The 17614-nt window shown below is 74.5% G+C and carries 12 protein-coding genes; 11 read left to right on the top strand and 1 reads right to left on the bottom strand.

Annotated features, from left to right (window positions below):
* Positions 1-673: 673 nt before the first annotated feature.
* The 3 genes from ACZ4M8_RS20040 to ACZ4M8_RS20030 all read left to right on the top strand — a co-directional run bounded on the left by ACZ4M8_RS20040 (position 674) and on the right by ACZ4M8_RS20030 (position 6786).
* A complete protein-coding gene (locus ACZ4M8_RS20040; protein WP_030282286.1) occupies positions 674-937 on the top strand; it encodes a WhiB family transcriptional regulator in 264 nt (87 codons plus the stop codon).
* Between the two features lie 372 nt (positions 938-1309).
* Positions 1310-5197 carry a glycosyltransferase family 2 protein gene (locus ACZ4M8_RS20035; RefSeq protein ID WP_467609186.1) on the top strand — a complete coding sequence of 1296 codons (3888 nt, stop codon included), beginning with the start codon at positions 1310-1312 and terminating at the stop codon, positions 5195-5197.
* Positions 5194-6786 carry a DUF5719 family protein gene (locus tag ACZ4M8_RS20030; protein WP_467609184.1) on the top strand — a complete coding sequence of 531 codons (1593 nt, stop codon included), beginning with the start codon at positions 5194-5196 and terminating at the stop codon, positions 6784-6786. Before ACZ4M8_RS20035 ends, ACZ4M8_RS20030 begins: the two co-directional genes overlap by 4 nt.
* 59 nt (positions 6787-6845) lie before the next feature.
* Here ACZ4M8_RS20030 and ACZ4M8_RS20025 read toward each other — a convergent pair whose 3' ends face one another.
* Positions 6846-7298 carry a metallopeptidase family protein gene (locus ACZ4M8_RS20025; RefSeq protein ID WP_399090130.1) on the bottom strand — a complete coding sequence of 151 codons (453 nt, stop codon included), beginning with the start codon at positions 7296-7298 and terminating at the stop codon, positions 6846-6848.
* A 342-nt stretch (positions 7299-7640) separates the two neighbouring features.
* On the opposite strand from ACZ4M8_RS20025, the gene ACZ4M8_RS20020 reads away from it, so the two are divergent.
* The 8 genes from ACZ4M8_RS20020 to ACZ4M8_RS19985 all read left to right on the top strand — a co-directional run bounded on the left by ACZ4M8_RS20020 (position 7641) and on the right by ACZ4M8_RS19985 (position 17220).
* Complete coding sequence (locus ACZ4M8_RS20020) at positions 7641-8060, top strand: DUF3499 domain-containing protein (RefSeq protein ID WP_467609182.1); 420 nt, start codon at positions 7641-7643, stop codon at positions 8058-8060.
* 249 nt (positions 8061-8309) lie between these two features.
* Entirely contained in the window at positions 8310-9668 is a 1359-nt protein-coding gene (locus ACZ4M8_RS20015; protein WP_467609180.1) for a phosphomannomutase/phosphoglucomutase, read from the top strand.
* A gap of 470 nt (positions 9669-10138) precedes the next feature.
* Entirely contained in the window at positions 10139-10321 is a 183-nt protein-coding gene (locus ACZ4M8_RS20010) for a Trm112 family protein (RefSeq protein ID WP_467609179.1), read from the top strand.
* Between the two features lie 77 nt (positions 10322-10398).
* Complete coding sequence (locus tag ACZ4M8_RS20005; protein WP_467609177.1) at positions 10399-11535, top strand: SIS domain-containing protein; 1137 nt, start codon at positions 10399-10401, stop codon at positions 11533-11535.
* Between the two features lie 95 nt (positions 11536-11630).
* A complete protein-coding gene (gene manA, locus ACZ4M8_RS20000; protein WP_467609175.1) occupies positions 11631-12836 on the top strand; it encodes a mannose-6-phosphate isomerase, class I in 1206 nt (401 codons plus the stop codon).
* 458 nt (positions 12837-13294) lie between these two features.
* Positions 13295-14254 (top strand): cation diffusion facilitator family transporter, encoded by a 960-nt coding sequence (locus tag ACZ4M8_RS19995; RefSeq protein WP_467609173.1) that lies wholly within the window; start codon positions 13295-13297, stop codon positions 14252-14254.
* 686 nt (positions 14255-14940) lie between these two features.
* A complete protein-coding gene (gene ahcY / locus ACZ4M8_RS19990) occupies positions 14941-16398 on the top strand; it encodes an adenosylhomocysteinase (RefSeq protein WP_467609172.1) in 1458 nt (485 codons plus the stop codon).
* A 207-nt stretch (positions 16399-16605) separates the two neighbouring features.
* Positions 16606-17220 carry a hypothetical protein gene (locus tag ACZ4M8_RS19985; RefSeq protein WP_467609171.1) on the top strand — a complete coding sequence of 205 codons (615 nt, stop codon included), beginning with the start codon at positions 16606-16608 and terminating at the stop codon, positions 17218-17220.
* Positions 17221-17614 lie beyond the last annotated feature (394 nt).

The following is a 17614-nucleotide window of genomic DNA, read 5'->3' as shown; positions in this document are numbered from 1 at the left end:
CAGAGACGGGGGATGACGCGGAAGGGCTGCGGCGGCGCGCGGTGGTCTCCCGGTGGGGGCACCGAAGGCGCGCGCGTTCAGCGGAGCGCTGCGGGGGTGGTGCGGCGAAGGGGGCTGGAGCTCGGTGGCTTCAACAGCTGGAACAGCGACAGTGAGCGTGCGCGGCGCGCAGCGACCCGTGGAAACGGGTCGTACGGGGCGCGGAGGTCGCTGGCATGGCACCAAGGAGACCGGTTTGCGTCCGCGATGTCAACCGGAGGCCTTCCGGGACGGCGGGGCTTCACCCCATCCGGTCGGACCGGGCGGCGAAAGGTTTGTGCCCGGGTGCCGGGGAGCAAGGGCCCGGCAGCCGCGCCCGCGTGCGCCGTTGCGGTCCTGTGACCCCGCTGTGATCTTGTCCGCTCCGGGGCGCGGGGTGCAACGCGCGTGCGGTCGGTCACGTCCCTGTGGGTAAGGGCACGTGCCTCCGGCGCGCACCCCAGGGAAGTGTCCTGGTTTTTCACGATTTGAACACTTTCCGCGTACGTTTGGTTCCGCAGAGTGAATAAGGAGCGCAATAGCAGATCTTGGCTTGACTGGCCCGGATCCCCGCACTTGTAATTTCACTCGTGTCGTTCGGCCGTTGTCGATCACGGTCGCATCACGGGGACGTCAAGACAGACGAGGGGCGCACATGACCGAGCTGTTCGAAGAATTGCTGGTCGAAGAGGCGGAGGAAGAGCTCGGCTGGCAGGAGCGCGCACTGTGCGCGCAGACCGACCCCGAATCCTTCTTCCCGGAGAAAGGCGGCTCCACCCGCGAGGCCAAGAAGGTCTGCCTCGCCTGTGAGGTCCGCTCCGAGTGTCTGGAATACGCCCTCGCCAACGACGAACGCTTCGGAATCTGGGGCGGTCTGTCGGAGCGCGAGCGGCGCCGGCTGAAGAAGGCCGCCGTCTGAAGGCGGCACGGAAGTCCGCCGGGCGGACGGTGCCGGGCCCCGCGGGCCCCGCGGCCGTCCCACGCCAACTCCCCATATCCCCCTATAGCGAACCCACCGCCTCCAGCGCACGTGACGCCGGGGGCGGTCCGCTGTGTGAGGAGCCGGTGGGCGCGGGCGGGTGAACCATTAGTGTGGGGCTCCGTCCGAGACGTGCCACCGCCCCCGAGTGGGCGCGCGCGTCCCTAGGGGGTGTCGTCAACGTCCCGTCCGGCTCGCGGCGCCCGGCGTGACGCTTCCCCTGGTAGTCCGTCGCAGTGTCTTCCGGGGGCGCCGGTCCGCGCGGCTTCGCCGCCGGCCCCGAACTCCCGGGTCCGGAGGGCCCGTACCTCGATGTCCGTGCACAGCCAGTCGGCGGCCCAGACCGCCACAGATCCCGCAGGCACCCCTCAGTTCCCACGGCATGTCGTCACCGCCGTGATCGTCTCCCACGACGGTGCCCGCTGGCTGCCCGACGCGCTCGCCGGGCTGCAGGGCCAGGAACGCCCGGTACAGAACGTCATCGGCGCCGACACCGGCAGCGCGGACGACTCCGCCCAACTCCTCGGCGCCGCCCTCGGCGACGAGCGGGTCCTGCACCTCGCCCGCCGCTCCGGCTTCGGCACCGCCGTCGACGAGGCGGTCCGCACCGCCCCCGTCCTCACCCCCGACGACCTGCCGTACCTGCGGCGCCCCAGCGGCTGGGACCCCGTCAGCCGCACCTGGCGCGACGACGCGTACGACATGCCGGAGCTGCCGCACGGCGAACCGGTCCAGTGGCTGTGGCTGCTGCACGACGACTGCGCGCCCGAGCCGACCACCCTCGCCGAACTGCTGCGCGTCGCCGACGCCAGCCCCTCCGCCGCCGTCATCGGCCCCAAGCTGCGCAGCTGGTACGACCGCCGGCAGCTGCTGGAGGTCGGTGTCTCCATCGCCCGCAGCGGCCGCCGCTGGACCGGTCTGGACCGCCGCGAGCAGGACCAGGGCCAGCACGACCAGATCCGCCCGGTCCTCTCCGTCTCCAGCGCCGGCATGCTCATCCGCCGCGACGTCTACGAGGAGCTGGGCGGCTTCGACCGGCGGCTGCCGCTGATGCGCGACGACGTCGACCTGTGCTGGCGCGCCCAGTCGGCGGGCCATCAGGTCCTCGTCGCCCCCGACGCCGTGCTCCGGCACGCCGAGGCCGCCGCCCGCGAACGCCGCACCGTCGACTGCGTCGGCCGCCACGTCGCGAGCCCGCACCGCGTCGACAAGGCCGGCGCCGTCTACACCCTGCTCGCCAACACCCGCGGCGCGCTCCTGCCGTACGTACTGATCCGGCTGGTCCTCGGCACCGTGCTGCGGGTCCTGGCCTATCTGGTCGGGAAGGTGCCGGGGCAGGCGCTCGACGAACTCGCCGGCCTCTTCGGCACGCTGCTGCGGCCGGGCCGCATCCTCGCCGCCCGCAAACGCCGGGGCCGCCCGGCCACCGAGGCGGGCGAACTGCGGCCGCTCTTCCCGCCCCCGGGCGCGACCGTCCGCGTCACCGTCGAGCAGATCGCGGGCAACCTCACCGGACGGGCCGCGCCCGATGTCGCGTCGGCCGGCCGGCACGGCGCGGTGGAGTCCGGGCCGGGCGGGGACGACGCCGACTTCCTCGACGTCGAGCAGTTCGCCCGGCTCAAGCGGATCGCCCGCCGCCCGGCGCCGGTGCTCTTCGCCGTTCTGCTGCTGGTCTCGCTCATCGCCTGCCGCGGACTGCTCGGCTCCGGCGCGCTCTCCGGCGGCGCGCTGCTGCCCGCGCCCGCGCACGTGACCGAACTGTGGTCGTCCTACCTCGACAGCTGGCACCAGGTCGGCACCGGCTCCACCGCCGCGGCGCCGCCCTACCTCGCCGTCCTCGCGCTGCTCTCCACCCTCTTCCTGGGCAGTACCGGCTTCACCCTCACCCTGCTGCTGGTCTGCTCGGTCCCGCTGGCCGGTCTCTCCGCGTACTTCGCCTCCCGTCCGCTGGTCGCCTCCCGGCTGCTGCGCGCCTGGGGCAGCGTCGTCTACGCGTTCCTGCCCGCGGCGACCGGCGCGCTGGCCGGCGGCCGGCTCGGCACCGCGGTGCTGGCGATCACGCTGCCGGCGATGGCCCGCGCGGCCGTCGCGGCGGGCGGTCTGCGCCTGGCGCCGGGCACCCGCCCGAGCTGGCGCGCCACCTGGGCGCTGGCGCTGCTGACCACCTTCACCATGGCGTTCACGCCCGTCGTCTGGCCGCTGGTGGTGGCGCTGAACCTCGCGCTGCTGGTGCTGCGCGCCCTGGACGGCAACCGCGCGCTGCTCACCGGGTACGCGCTGCGGTTCGCGGCCGTGGCGCTGGCACCGCTGCTCGTCCTCGCGCCCTGGTCGCTGTCGCTCTTCGCGCACCCCGCCGACTTCTTCCGCGAGGCCGGTCTGGAGTACGGCGCGGGCTCCGCGTCCGCGTTCGACCTGCTCTCGGCCGACCCCGGCGGCCCGAAGACCGCGGGCGGCCTGCTGCTGCTCGGCATCGTCCTGGCCGCGCTCGGCGCCGCGCTGCGCGACGCCCGGCAGAAGACGATCCGGACCGCCTGGGCGGTCGCGTTCGCCGCGCTGCTGCTGGCCGCGCTCGGCAACGGTCAGGGCTGGACCGGCCCGTTGATGCTGGTCTACGGCCTGGCGCTGCTGACCGCAGCGGCCGTCGGCGCGGAGGGCGTCCGCACCCGCATGATCGCCCTCGGCTTCGGCTGGAAGCAGCCGGTCGCCGTGCTGATCGCGCTCGCCTCGGCGCTCGCGCCGCTCTACGCCGCCGTCAGCTGGATGATCACCGGCGCCGCCGGGCCGCTGGAGCGGCGCGATCCGGTGCAGGTCCCGGCGTTCGTCGCCGAGGAGTCGTCCACCGCCGACCGGGCCCGCACCCTGGTGCTCGACGGCGGCGACGGTCACGTCGGCTACAGCCTGGTCCGCGGCTCCGGCGCCCGCCTCGGCGACGCCGACCTGGCCCGCGAGGCCGGTGACGACCGGCGGCTCGGCACCATCGTCGCCAACCTCGTCGCCGGCTCCGGCGCCGACCAGACCAGCCAGCTCGGCGGTTACGCCGTCCGCTACGTCCTGGTCCGCGACGGCGCCCCCCGCGAGATGGGCCGCGTCCTGGACGCCACGCCCGGCCTGACCCGGCTCAGCCAGGACGACGGCAGCGCCCTGTGGCGCGTCGACCGGCGCGTCTCCCGGGTGACGATCGTCGCGGGCGACGCCGCCGACGGCACTCGCGCCGGGGACGCCGCCGCGCCCGTCGCGGTCGCCGCCGGGCCGGTCGAGGCCCACACCCGGGTGCCCGCCGGGCCCGAGGGCCGGGTCCTGCGCATCGCGGACGCCGCCGACGCGGGCTGGCAGGCCACGCTCGACGGCACCCCGCTCAAGCCGGTCACCGTCGACGGCTGGGCCCAGGGCTTCGCCCTCCCGGCCGGTGCCGGCCGCCTCGACCTCACCCACGAGAACCCGCTCGGCCACACCCTCTGGCTGGCCGCCCAGGGCCTGCTCGCCGTCGTCCTGGTGGTCCTCGCGCTGCCGGGCCGCCGCCGGGAGATCGACGACGACCTGCCGGAGGAGGCCGCCCCCGCCGAGGCGCAGGCCCTGGCCGCCACCGGCGACGGCCGCCGCGCCCGCCGGCTGCGCGCGGCCGCCCAGGCCGCCGAGGCCCCCGCCCCGGACGCCGACGTCGCCCCGGCGCCCGGCGACGCGCCCTCCGCCGCCCCGGCCCCCGGCCAGGACCCGGACCCGTACGCCCCGGCCTCACACGACCCGTACGCGGTGGCACCGCAGAGCCCGTACGACCCGTGGGGCGGCACCCCGCAGCCCGGCGACCCGTCGGCCGCCCCGCACCCCGGCGGCCCGGCCCCCGTCCCGCAGCAGTTCGGCCATGACACCGGCGACGCTCACCAGGCGCCGTACGGTGACGCGGCCCCCGCCCCGTACGGCGACGGCACCCCCGCCCCGTACGGCGACGCCGCCCAGGTCCCGTACGGGTACGGGCAGGCCGACCCCTATCAGCAGCAGCCCGGCGGCCACCCGGCCGACCCGTACGGGACCGGCGCCCCGCAGCCCGGCGGCTACGACCCGTACGCCTACGGGCAGCAGCCCTACCCGGGGCAGCAGTCCTACGACGGGCAGCAGATCCCGGCCCAGCAGCCCTACGACGACGGCACGACGTACCCCGGCCCGGCCGCCGGACCGCGCCGTGACGGGAGCGAGCAGCAGTGAAGCCCACGATGATGACCCTGACCGCCGCGGCGGTCGCGCTCGCCGCGGCGACCGGTGTCGCCGCCGTCGCGGCCCCCGGCGGTGCCCCCGCCGAGGCGGCGCACGGCGCGGCCCGCAAGCCGGTCGAACGCTCCGCACTCCTCTGCCCGACCCCGACCTCCTCGGACGTCGGCGAGACCACGTACACCGCGTTCTCGCCCAAGGGCGCCGCCGGAAAGGGCACCGCCGAACTCCACGCCGCCGGAACGGTCCAGGAGACCACCGGCGGCAAGGGAAAGGGCAAGGACGGCAAGGACGGCAAGGACGGCAAGGACGGCAAGGGGGGCAAGGACGGCGCGGACGGCGGTGCTCCGGAGGCCGGGCAGCAGGCCGTGCCGCCGCACGACAGGAAGCCGGTCGCCCCGCTGAAGAGCGCGGGCACCCCCGTCACCGCCACCACCAACCGTTCCGACGCGCCCGCGCTGACCGGCGAGGCCGACGGCGCGCTGGCGCCCGGCTGGACCGTCCAGCAGACCACCTCGGTCGCCGCGGGCTCCGGCCGCGGCCTGCTCGGGCTGAGCTGCGCCGCGCCCGACACCACGTTCTGGTTCCCGGGCGTCAGCACCGGCAAGGACCGCCAGGACTACGTCCACCTCACCAACCCCGACGCCACCCAGGCCGTCGTCGACCTCGAACTGCGCGGCAAGGACGGCGCGCTCAGCGGCGAGGCGGGCGAGAACATCGCCGTCCCGCCGCACACCACCGTCCCGGTGCTGCTCTCCACCCTCACCACCTCCCCGCAGCCCGACGCGGCACTGCACGTCACCGCCCGCGAGGGCCGGATCGGCGCCTCCGTGCAGGCGTCCGACACCCACCTGGGCGGCGACTGGCTCCCGGCCGCCGCCGACCCGGCGCCCGGCGCGGTGCTCCCCGGCATCCCCGCCGACGCCACCTCCGTCCGGCTGATCGTCCTGGCGCCCGGCGACACCGACGCCGACCTGAAGGTGCAACTGGCCACCCCGACCGGCTCGATCACTCCGGCCGGACTGGAGTCGCTGCACGTCAAGAGCGGGATGACGACGGCGGTCGACCTCAAGAACCAGGGCGAGGCGGGCTCACTGGTGCTGACGCCCGCCGACGGCGGCTCCCGCGCCCCGATCGTCGCGGCGCTTCAGGTGACCCGCGGCAAGGGCGACAACCAGGAGATGGCGTTCATCCCCGCGACCCGGCCCGTCGAGGCCCGTGCCACCGCCGCCGACAACCGTGCCAAGGGCTCCACGCTCTCCCTGGTCGCCCCGGAGAAGGGCAAGGACGCCAAGGTCACCGTCACCGCCTCGGCGGGCAGCGGCGGCGGCACCCCGGTCAGCAAGACGTACACGGTCAAGGGCGGCACCACCCTCGCCGTCGAACCGCCGCGCCCCCAGGGCCTCAAGGGCGGCTACGCCCTGACGCTGACACCGGCCCCCGGCAGCGGCCCGGTCCACGCGGCCCGCACCCTCGCCCAGCCGCAGGGCTCCGTCCCCGCCTTCACCGTGCAGACCCTGCCGGACGACCGGGGAACGGTGGTCGTCCCGACCGCGGGCCAGGACCTCTCCCTGCTGACGGACTGACCGGCCGACGGACCCCGGGCCGGGCGGCCCGGGGGAGCGGTGGACGCGCGGCGGCCGGATCAGTCCTGGCCGTAGCGCGGATCCACCGACTCCGGGGCCAGCCCGAGGAGTTCGGCGACCTGCTCCACGACGATCTCGTGGACCAGCAGCGCCCGCTCGTCCCGGCTCTTGGTACGGATCTCGACCGGGCGGCGGTAGACGATGACGCGGTCACGGTGCGGCCCGGCGGCCGGGACCGCCCGCCCCAGCGGCACCGTCCCGTCGTCCGGCTCCGCCCCGTCCTCCGGACCGAACAGCGGCACCTCCTGCACGAAGAAGTCGACGCCGGACAGCTGCGGCCAGCGCCGCTCCAGCCGGTCACGCGCGTCGTGGACGAGGTCCTCGAAGGCGTCGGCGCGGCTGACCGAGAGCGGGACCTGCGGCGGGGCGATGGGGCCGCGCATGCCACGGCCGTGGCGGTCACGGCGGCGCGGGCGCGGCTCCGTCGGGCGGGGCGGTTCGGACGTGTCCATCGCCTCCGAGCGTAGCCGCCGCGGCCCTTCCGGGGAGGCGGAGCGAGGCATCCGGGAACACGGGGGCGGATGACCGGTCCGATAACGATTGTGTTCATTTGACGCGACCCCGTCCCCGCCCCGCCGCCCGCCCCGGGCTCATGGCCCTCCCCGGCCTCTCCTTCCGGAGATTTGCCCCTTTTCTCCCCATCTCCCGCCGGGGAATCCCCGCGTGCCGCCCCGGAGCGGCACGCGTTCCGCCGCCGGACGGCCCTTTCCGTGCCGTCCGGCGCAGGCCGCCGCGAGCGGGTGCAGGTCAGACGCACCGGACGAAGTGGGACGACACGGTCGGCCGAGCGGGAGGTGAGTCGTCGCGGCCCGGTCAAGAGTGCGGTACCGTCCAACGTCGTGAGCCCTGTACGTCGCTGTTCGCGCACTGCGTGCGGCCGCCCCGCCGTCGCAACGCTGACGTACGTCTATGCGGATTCGACCGCCGTGCTCGGGCCGCTCGCCACCTACGCGGAACCCCACTGCTACGACCTGTGCGCCGAGCACTCCGAGCGCCTGACCGCGCCCCGTGGCTGGGAAGTCGTCCGCCTCGCCGTCGATCCCGGTCCGGCCCGCCCCGGCGGTGACGACCTCGAAGCCCTCGCCAACGCGGTCCGCGAGGCCGCCCGTCCCCCGGAGCGCCCCGCCGCCCCGGAGCGGCCCGAGCCCCGCGACCCTCAGCCGGGTGCCCCGCGCCGCGGTCACCTCCGGGTCCTGCGCTCGCCGGATTCCTGACGCCAGGTCAGCTCCGCGTGCCGGCCTGGTTCCTGACGCCCGGTCCGCCCCTCGCGCGGCCCGGTTCCCGCCGCCGTCCACCTTCCGGTGAAGGCCCGTTTCCCTTCCGGCGTGCGGCCCGTCACGGGCCGCACGCCGTCCGCGTACCGCCTGGCGCGTACCCGATGTCCGTTCGGGCCGCTGTCAGTACCTCCGGGTAGGTTGGGACTCCCGTACCGATCTCGCGTACCGATTCCAGGAGGAGTGGCCGTGGCTGATCTGTCGCAGCTCGTGAAGGCGTACGACGTGCGCGGTGTCGTGCCCGATCAGTGGGACGCCTCGCTCGCCGAGCTGTTCGGCGCCGCCTTCGCCGAGGTCACCGCCGCCGACGCGATCGTCATCGGACACGACATGCGGCCCTCCTCGCCGGAGCTGGCCCAGGCGTTCGCCCGCGGCGCCGCGGCGCGCGGCGCGGACGTCACCCACATCGGCCTCTGCTCCACCGACGAGCTGTACTTCGCCAGCGGCGCCCTCGGTCTGCCCGGCGCGATGTTCACCGCCTCGCACAACCCCGCGCAGTACAACGGCATCAAGATGTGCCGCGCCGGCGCCGCCCCCGTCGGCCAGGACACCGGTCTCGCCGACATCCGCGCCCTGGTGGAGCGCTGGGCGGACGAGGGCGCCCCGGAGCCCACCGCCGTCCCCGGCACCGTCGGCGAACGCGACGTCCTGGCGGAGTACGCCGCCCACCTGCGCTCCCTCGTCGACCTGTCGGGCATCCGCCCCCTGAAGGTGGTCGTCGACGCGGGCAACGGCATGGGCGGCCACACCGTCCCGACCGTCCTCGCCGGGCTCCCTCTCGAAGTGGACGCGCTCTACTTCGAGTTGGACGGCTCGTTCCCCAACCACGAGGCCAACCCCCTCGACCCGAAGAACATCACCGACCTCCAGGAGCGCGTCCGCGCCACCGGCGCCGACCTCGGCCTCGCCTTCGACGGCGACGCCGACCGCTGCTTCGTCGTCGACGAGCACGGCGACCCGGTCTCCCCGTCCGCGATCACCGCGCTGGTCGCCGCCCGCGAGCTGGCCAAGCACCCCGGCGGCACGGTCATCCACAACTGCATCACCTCCTGGTCCGTCCCCGAGGTGGTGAAGGAGCACGGCGGCACCGCCGTCCGCACCCGCGTCGGCCACTCCTTCATCAAGGAGCAGATGGCGAAGACCGGCGCGATCTTCGGCGGCGAGCACTCCGCCCACTACTACTTCCGCGACTTCTGGAACGCCGACACCGGCATGCTCGCCGCCCTCCACGTCCTCGCGGCCCTCGGCGGCCAGGACCGCCCGCTCTCCCGGCTCGTCGCGGAGTACGACCGCTACGCCGCCTCCGGCGAGATCAACAGCACCGTCGCCCACCAGGCCGGCCGCCTCGCCGCCGTCAGGACCGCCTACGGGCACCGCGACGACACCACCCTCGACGAACTCGACGGCCTGACCGTCACCGCCGCCGACTGGTGGTTCAACCTCCGCGCCTCCAACACCGAGCCCCTCCTCCGCCTGAACGTCGAGGCCCGCGACGCCGCCACCGTCGCCCGGGTACGCGACGAGGTCCTGGGGATCGTCCGCGCGTAAGGCGGGGGCGGAGCCTTGCCGGGCCGGGTACGCCTGCCGACGGGGCCGGTCCGAGGCCGGGGCTGAGGGCGCGGACCTGTGCCGGAGCGTGGCCCGCGGGCCCGGCGCGGCCGCCGGCGGGCGTCGTGGACCAGCAGGGCGGCCTGCCCCCGGTTGTTGAGGCCGAGGCAGGTCAGGGTGCGTGAGGCGGAGGACTTCCCGGCCGCGGGCCGCGCCGACCACGGGATTCCGCCGCCCGCCGGGGGCCGTCCCGGTCTGCCGCTCCCCGTCCGGAACCGCCCGGCCCCGCCCGCGGCCTTCGCCCCGCCCGCACGCAGCTCCCGCCCCTCCGCCGCGACGGCCCGGCGGCCGGGGCACGCCCGCCACGGCCTGCCGTGCCCCCGACGCCTCCCGCACCCCCGACGACAGGCCCCCGCCCCCCACCCGGCGGTAGGCTGGCGGGGCCGCAACCATCGAAGGAGCAAGCCCCCATGCCGGTCGACGCCAGCCTCATCGAGATCCTCGCCTGTCCCGCGTGCCACGCGCCGCTGGCGGACCGGACGGCGGCCGACCCCGCCGAGCTGACCTGCACCTCCACCGATTGCGGCCTCGCCTACCCCGTGCGGGACGGCATCCCCGTACTCCTCGTCGACGAGGCCCGCCGCCCCGCCTGACCGGACGCCGCCGGGGCCCGGCCCCGGCACCGCCCGGCGTGTCCCGCCCGCACCGGCGAACGGAGGCCGCGCCCACCATGCTCGACGAGTCACTCCTCGACAATCCCGAGGCGCTGGCCCGCGCCGACCGCTACGGCCTGCTGCGCGGCGTCGCCGAATCCGGCGCCCGGGTCCGTACCGCCGCCCGCGGCGCCGCCGAGGGCGGGATCGCCGACCTCGTCCCGGACGGGCGGCCCCGCGCCGTCCTCGTCGCCGGGCCCGGCCCCGTCGCCCCCTGCGTCGCCGACCTCTTCGGCGCGCTCGGCGGCGGCAGCTGCCCCGTCACCCACATCCCGCCCACCGGCGTCGACGCCCGCCCCGGCGCCCTGCGCTGGACGCTGCCCGGCTGGTGCGGCCCCCTCGACCTGGTCCTCATCGCCGGACCCGACGGTTCCGACCCCGGTCTCGCCGAGCTGGTCGAGGGCGCCTACCGCCGCGGCTGCTCCGTCGTCGCCGTGACTCCGGCGGGCTCCCCGCTCGCCGAGGCCGTCCGCCAGGCCCGCGGTCTCGCCGTCCCGCTGGCGACCACCGCGTACGACGCCGAGTTCGATGTCGAGGGCGCCCCGCCCGCCGCCCCGGGCACCCTCTGGTCGCTGCTCACCCCGATCCTCGCGCTCGCCGACCGGATCGGGCTGGTCAGCGCCCCGCCCGACGCGCTCACCCGCCTCGCCGACCGCCTCGACCAGCTGGCCGGGGACTGCGGCCCGGCCGCCGCCACGTACACCAACCCGGCCAAGACCCTGGCCGCCGAGGTCGCCGACGCCCTGCCGCTGATCTGGACCGAAGGGCGGGTGGCCGGCGCCGTCGGCCGCCACTTCACCGCCGAACTCGCGAGCCTCGCCGGACGCCCCGCCCTCGCCGCCGAACTCCCCGAGGCGCTCGTCGCACACCGCACCTTGCTCTCCGGAGCGCTCGCCGCCGGCGCCGACCCGGACGACTTCTTCCGCGACCGCGTCGAACAGCCCGCCGCCCTCCACGCCCGGGTCATCCTGCTGCGCGAACACGCCCCCGGCCCGCTCTCCGCGACCCGCGCCGCCCACGCCCTCGCCGAGGATCGCGGCACCGCCGTCAGCGCGCTGGAACCGTCCGAGGGCACGGATCTGGAGATCGCCGCCGAACTACTCGCCATCGCGGATTTCGCCGCCGTTTACCTCGCGCTCGCCGACACCGAGTGATCTGTGAGGGCGGCCCCGCGACCACCCCGCGGGGCCGCCGCCCGTACGCCCCACGGAAACCTCCTCCCGTACGTCACGCAGGAAGCAGCAGCCCCATGGACCGCCTCGACAACACCGTGCGCCCCTACGCCTGGGGCTCCGTCACCGCTCTGCCGGAGCTGCTCGGCACCGAGCCCACCGGCGAACCCCAGGCCGAGATGTGGATGGGTGCCCACCCCGGCGCCCCCTCGCGCGTCGACCGCGGCGCCGGCCCCGTCTCCCTCGCCGACGTCATCGCCGCCGACCCCGGGGCGGAACTGGGCGAGCCCACCGTCCGTGCCTTCGGCCCGCGCCTGCCCTTCCTCCTCAAACTCCTCGCCGCGGGCTCCCCGCTCTCCCTCCAGGTCCACCCCGACCGCGCCCAGGCCGAGGCGGGCTACGCCGACGAGGAGCGGCGCGGCGTCCCCCGCGACGCCCCGCACCGCAACTACAAGGACCCGCACCACAAGCCCGAGCTGCTCTGCGCCCTCACCCCCTTCGAGGGCCTCTGCGGCTTCCGGCACCCCGCGGAGGCCGCCGACCTGCTGGCGGGCCTCGACGTCGACGCGCTCAAGCCGTACGTCGACATCCTGCGCGCCGAACCCGAGGCCGACGCGCTCCGCGAGGTCCTGACCGCCCTCCTCGGCACCGACCGCGCCGCCCTCGCCGACTCCGTCGACCACGCCGCCGCGGCCGCCGCCCGGCGGGGCGCGGAAGGCGGCCCGCACGCCTCCGCCTACGCCGCCTACGCCGCCCTCGGCCACCACTACCCGGGCGACCCCGGCGTCCTCGCCGCGATGCTGCTCCACCACGTGACGCTCCAGCCCGGCGAAGCACTCTTTCTCGGCGCCGGCGTCCCGCACGCCTACCTCAACGGCCTCGGCGTCGAGCTGATGGCCAACTCCGACAACGTCCTGCGCTGCGGCCTGACCCCCAAACACATCGACGTCCCCGAACTGCTGCGCATCGTCCGCTTCACCCCCGGCGACCCCGGCATCCTCCGCCCCGAGGAGACCGGCGGCGAGGAGGTCTACGACACCCCCGCCGACGAGTTCCGGCTCTCCCGCCACGTCCTCGCCCCCGGCGCCGCCCCCCGCACCCTGGACGCCCGCACCCCGCAGGTCCTCCTCTGCACGTCCGGTACGGTCGTGGCCCGCACCGAACTCCCTAAGGAAGAGCCCGAGTTGAGTCTCTCCCCGGGAGAATCCGCCTTCGTCCCGGCCGGGGAACGGATCACCCTCTCCGGCGAGGGCACGCTCTTCCGCGCCACGGTCGTCGCCTAGCCGGCCCGGGACGTCCGGGCCCGAACCCGCTGGTCTGCCGCGAATCGGCGGACTCCCGGCCGCCTGCCTGCGCACGGCCTATGACCTGACCGGTGCCGAGGGCATGCTTTTCCGGGACGCCGGGACGCCGGGACGCCGGGACGCCGGGACGCCGGGACGCCGGGACGCCGGGACGCCGGGACGCCGGGACGCCGGGACGCCGGGACGCCCGCCCCGTACCGACCGCCGACGGCGTACCCGACGACGCGCCCCCTTGGGAAGTCCCCGCGAGCCGCCCCACTCCGCGTCCCGCGATCTCCGGTGCCACCGCCACCCGGCCCCTGACCTGCCACGACCGCCCCGGGCACCGTCCACTCGCCGGGCACCTCGCACCGCCCCGGGGCCGTGCTGCGACAATGACCGCCCCACAGCCTTAAAGAGGCAGTAAAGCCGGTCGACGGAAGGGACATAAGGCACTCATGAGTGCATCAGGCGGAACCAAGGCGATCGTCGCGGCGCTGGGCGCCAACCTGGCGATCGCCGCAGCGAAGTTCGTGGCGTTCGCCTTCAGCGGCTCGTCGTCCATGCTCGCCGAGGGGGTGCACTCGGTCGCCGACTCCGGCAACCAGTGCCTGCTCCTGCTCGGCGGCAAGAAGGCCAAGCGCGCCGCCACCGAGGAACACCCCTTCGGCTACGGCCGCGAGCGCTACATCTACGGCTTCCTCGTCTCCATCGTCCTCTTCACCATCGGCGGCGTCTTCGCGCTCTACGAGGGCTACGAGAAGATCCACGAGCCGCACGCCCTCGACAACTGGTACTGGCCGGTCGCCGTCCTCGTCTTCGCCGTCATCGCCGAGGGCTTCTCCTTCCGTACGGCACTCAAGGAGTCCAACGAGCTGCGCGGCAAGCAGAGCTGGGCGCAGTTCATCCGCCGTGCCAAGGCCCCCGAGCTGCCCGTCGTCCTGCTGGAGGACTTCGGCGCGCTCATCGGTCTCGTCCTCGCCCTGTGCGGCGTCGGCCTCACCCTCGCCACCGGCAACGGCGTCTGGGACGGCATCGGCACCATGTGCATCGGCGCGCTCCTCGTCCTGATCGCGCTGGTCCTCGCCGCGGAGACCAAGTCACTGCTGCTCGGCGAGGCAGCGGGCGCCGACCAGGTCGCCAAGATCCGCGCGGCGGTCGTCGACGGTGACACCGTCACCCGCGTCATCCACATGCGCACCCTCCACCTCGGCCCCGAGGAACTGCTCGTCGCCGCCAAGATCGCGGTACAGCACGACGACACCGCCCGCGAGGTCGCCGACGCCATCAACGCCGCCGAGGAACGCATCCGCGCCGCCGTCCCCATCGCCCGGGTCATCTACCTGGAGCCGGACATCTACGACGAGGCCGCCGCAGCCGCCGGCGCCGACCCCGAGAAGTCCCCCGGCGGCCGCTGACCCCTCCGCGGAAAGCCACCGCCGGGACGGACGCACCGCCCCGGGCCCCGCTTCCCGCCGCGATCCGCCAGGCCCCGCACCGCCCGCCGGTGCGGGGCCTTTCGCACACCCGCACCCCACCACCCGCTCCGCACCCGGACACCAAGGACAGGAACGAAGCCCGGCACCAACGCCCCCGGCGGGCCACGCCCCCACCGACCGGGCGCCCCCACACCCCCTCGCCGGACGGACCGCCCCTGCGAACCCCGCACCACCGGACTCCGCCCCACACCCCACGGACCACGCGACCACCACACGATCTCGGCCCCGATCGACCCCCGCACCACAGCACGGCGGCCACCCCCGCCCGAGGCCCCGACCCGCGCGGCCACCCGGCTCACCCCTTCCTCACGCCCCCGTACGGAGCACCCGCCAGGGCCCGGAGCGCCGCACCCGCAGCGCACAGAATGAGCCGAGGCGGGCTGGGGCCGCCGAGCCGGTCGGTGTAGATTCGTCCCCAGTGCCAGACGTCGCTGCTGATGGCGGTCGGGCGGCCCGCACCGCGGACCGGCCGAGGGAGAGAGGGCCTCCGACGGACTGCGCTGCGGCCAGGGGAGAGGTGCGTCCGCTTCCGCGTGCGCTCCCGCCTGCCCGCGCCGCAGACTGCCCAGCCCGACATCCACCTCGCCGTACGAGGAGCAGCCCGTATGACCACCGCAGCCACCGGCCAGGACTTCAAGGTCGCCGACCTCTCCCTCGCCGCATTCGGCCGCAAGGAGATCACCCTCGCCGAGCACGAGATGCCCGGCCTGATGGCGATCCGCAAGGAATACGCCGCGGCCCAGCCCCTGGCGGGCGCCCGCGTCACCGGCTCCCTGCACATGACCGTGCAGACCGCCGTCCTCATCGAGACCCTGGTCGCCCTGGGCGCCGAGGTCCGCTGGGCGTCCTGCAACATCTTCTCCACCCAGGACCACGCCGCCGCGGCCATCGCCGTCGGTCCCGACGGCACCCCGGACGACCCCCGGGGCGTCCCGGTCTTCGCCTGGAAGGGCGAGTCCCTGGAGGAGTACTGGTGGTGCACGGAGCAGGCCCTGACCTGGCCGAACTCGCCCACCGGCGGCCCGAACATGATCCTCGACGACGGCGGCGACGCCACCCTCCTCGTCCACAAGGGCGTCGAGTACGAGAAGGCCGGCAAGGTCCCCTCCGTCGACACCGCCGAGAGCGATGAGCACCGCGCCATCCTGGAGCTGCTCACCCGCACCGTCGCCGAGACCCCGCAGAAGTGGACCCGCCTCGCCTCGGAGATCCGCGGCGTGACGGAGGAGACGACCACTGGCGTGCACCGTCTCTACGAGATGCACCGCGACGGCGAACTCCTCTTCCCGGCGATCAACGTCAACGACGCCGTCACCAAGTCGAAGTTCGACAACAAGTACGGCTGCCGCCACTCCCTCGTCGACGGCATCAACCGCGCCACCGACGTCCTCATCGGTGGCAAGACCGCCGTGGTCTGCGGCTACGGCGATGTCGGCAAGGGCTGCGCGGAGTCGCTCCGCGGCCAGGGCGCCCGCGTGATCATCACCGAGGTCGACCCGATCTGCGCACTCCAGGCGGCGATGGACGGCTACCAGGTCACCACCCTGGACGAGGTCGTCGAGACCGCCGACATCTTCATCACCACGACGGGCAACAAGGACATCATCATGGCCTCCGACATGGCCCGGATGAAGCACCAGGCCATCGTCGGCAACATCGGCCACTTCGACAACGAGATCGACATGGCGGGCCTCGCCAAGCTCGACGGCATCGTCAAGGACGAGGTCAAGCCGCAGGTCCACACCTGGACCCACCCCGACGGCAAGGTCCTGATCGTCCTCTCCGAGGGCCGCCTGCTGAACCTCGGCAACGCGACCGGTCACCCCTCCTTCGTGATGTCCAACTCCTTCGCGGACCAGACCCTGGCCCAGATCGAGCTCTTCACCAAGCCGGAGGAGTACCCGACCGACGTCTACGTCCTGCCCAAGCACCTGGACGAGAAGGTCGCCCGCCTCCACCTGGACGCGCTGGGCGTCAAGCTCACCACGCTCCGCCCGGAGCAGGCCGCCTACATCGGCGTCAAGGTCGAGGGCCCGTACAAGCCCGACCACTACCGCTACTGAGCGGACGCGTAACACCCGCAGCAGCCGGTGAAGCCAGGCCCTCGCCCCACCGGGCGAGGGCCTGGCCCGTACCACCCCACGGACAGGGGCACCGCCGCGCACCGGCACCCCCCACACCCCGGCCCGCATCGAGCGGTCACCCCTCACCGAACAGCCCGTCCCGGCCCGGAGCCCGCAACCCCGCCCCCGCCCGCCCGAAGGACCCCCATGCCCCGCGGCCACTACTCCCTGCACGATCCGCACGACCACACCCCCCTCGGCGAAGAACACTTCCACTGCGCCACCGGCCCCTCCGGCTGGCGCTACGTCTCCCAGATCACCTCCCCCTCCGGCGCCCACGCCGGCTCCGTCGACCTCACCCTCGACGAACGGGGCCGCCCCCTCCGCCTCGAACTCCACGCCGGCGCCTGGCAGGTACGCGGCGCCGCACTCGACGGCGTCACCTGGGTGCGCACCGACCCCACCGGCAGCCACGCAACAGAGGGCAACGTCCCCGCCCACGCCTTCACCGGCGCGTCCCCCGCTTTCCTCATCGCCACCGCGAGGCTCCTGCGCCCCGCCCTCGAAGCCGGAGCCATTCGCGCCCGGCTCGTGGCCTTCACACCCCCCGTCCTCGCACCCCGCACACTCGACCAGTCCTGGGCCCTGGTCTCCAGCACAGCACACGCCACTGACAACGCCCCGCTGATCGACGACGAGTACCAGGTCAACGACCTGGAGACCGGCGAACAGCACACCGTCCACCTCGCCGGCGACGTCGTCCTCTCCGCCCCCGGCATCGAGCTCGAATCCCTTGACTCCCCGCCGTCGGTCTTCCCGTAGCGACACCCCGCCCCCGATGTGCGTCGCACCCCGCTGGGCTGGTATTGTTTGTAGCTCCCCAGGAAACCCGTTGACACGGGAGTCTCGGGGAGGTAGATTCGAACGGTTGCGGGAGCTGGACAGGTTCCATCGCGACGGTTAGTCTCATATCTCGCTCCGATCGGAATTCAACCCGACGGAGCCACCCGAATCACTTAGCAGAAACTCTCCCGGTTCTCTCGGGCGAAATGCTTTCTGATAATGTTCGGGTCAGCCGAAAGGCAAAACCCCTCCGACGGGTAATCGGAAACGAATTCGGGCCGGAAACGGCGAGAATCGGATCTGCTAGAGTCGGAAAGGCCGGAAAGCGAAAGCCGAAGGCCACCCCGCCTCCCACCGGGGACCGGAAACGCCC

This window comes from Streptomyces sp. NPDC027185, assembly GCF_055567035.1.
Note: the sequence above shows the minus strand (reverse complement) of the source record. Positions and strands in the feature narration are given on the sequence as shown.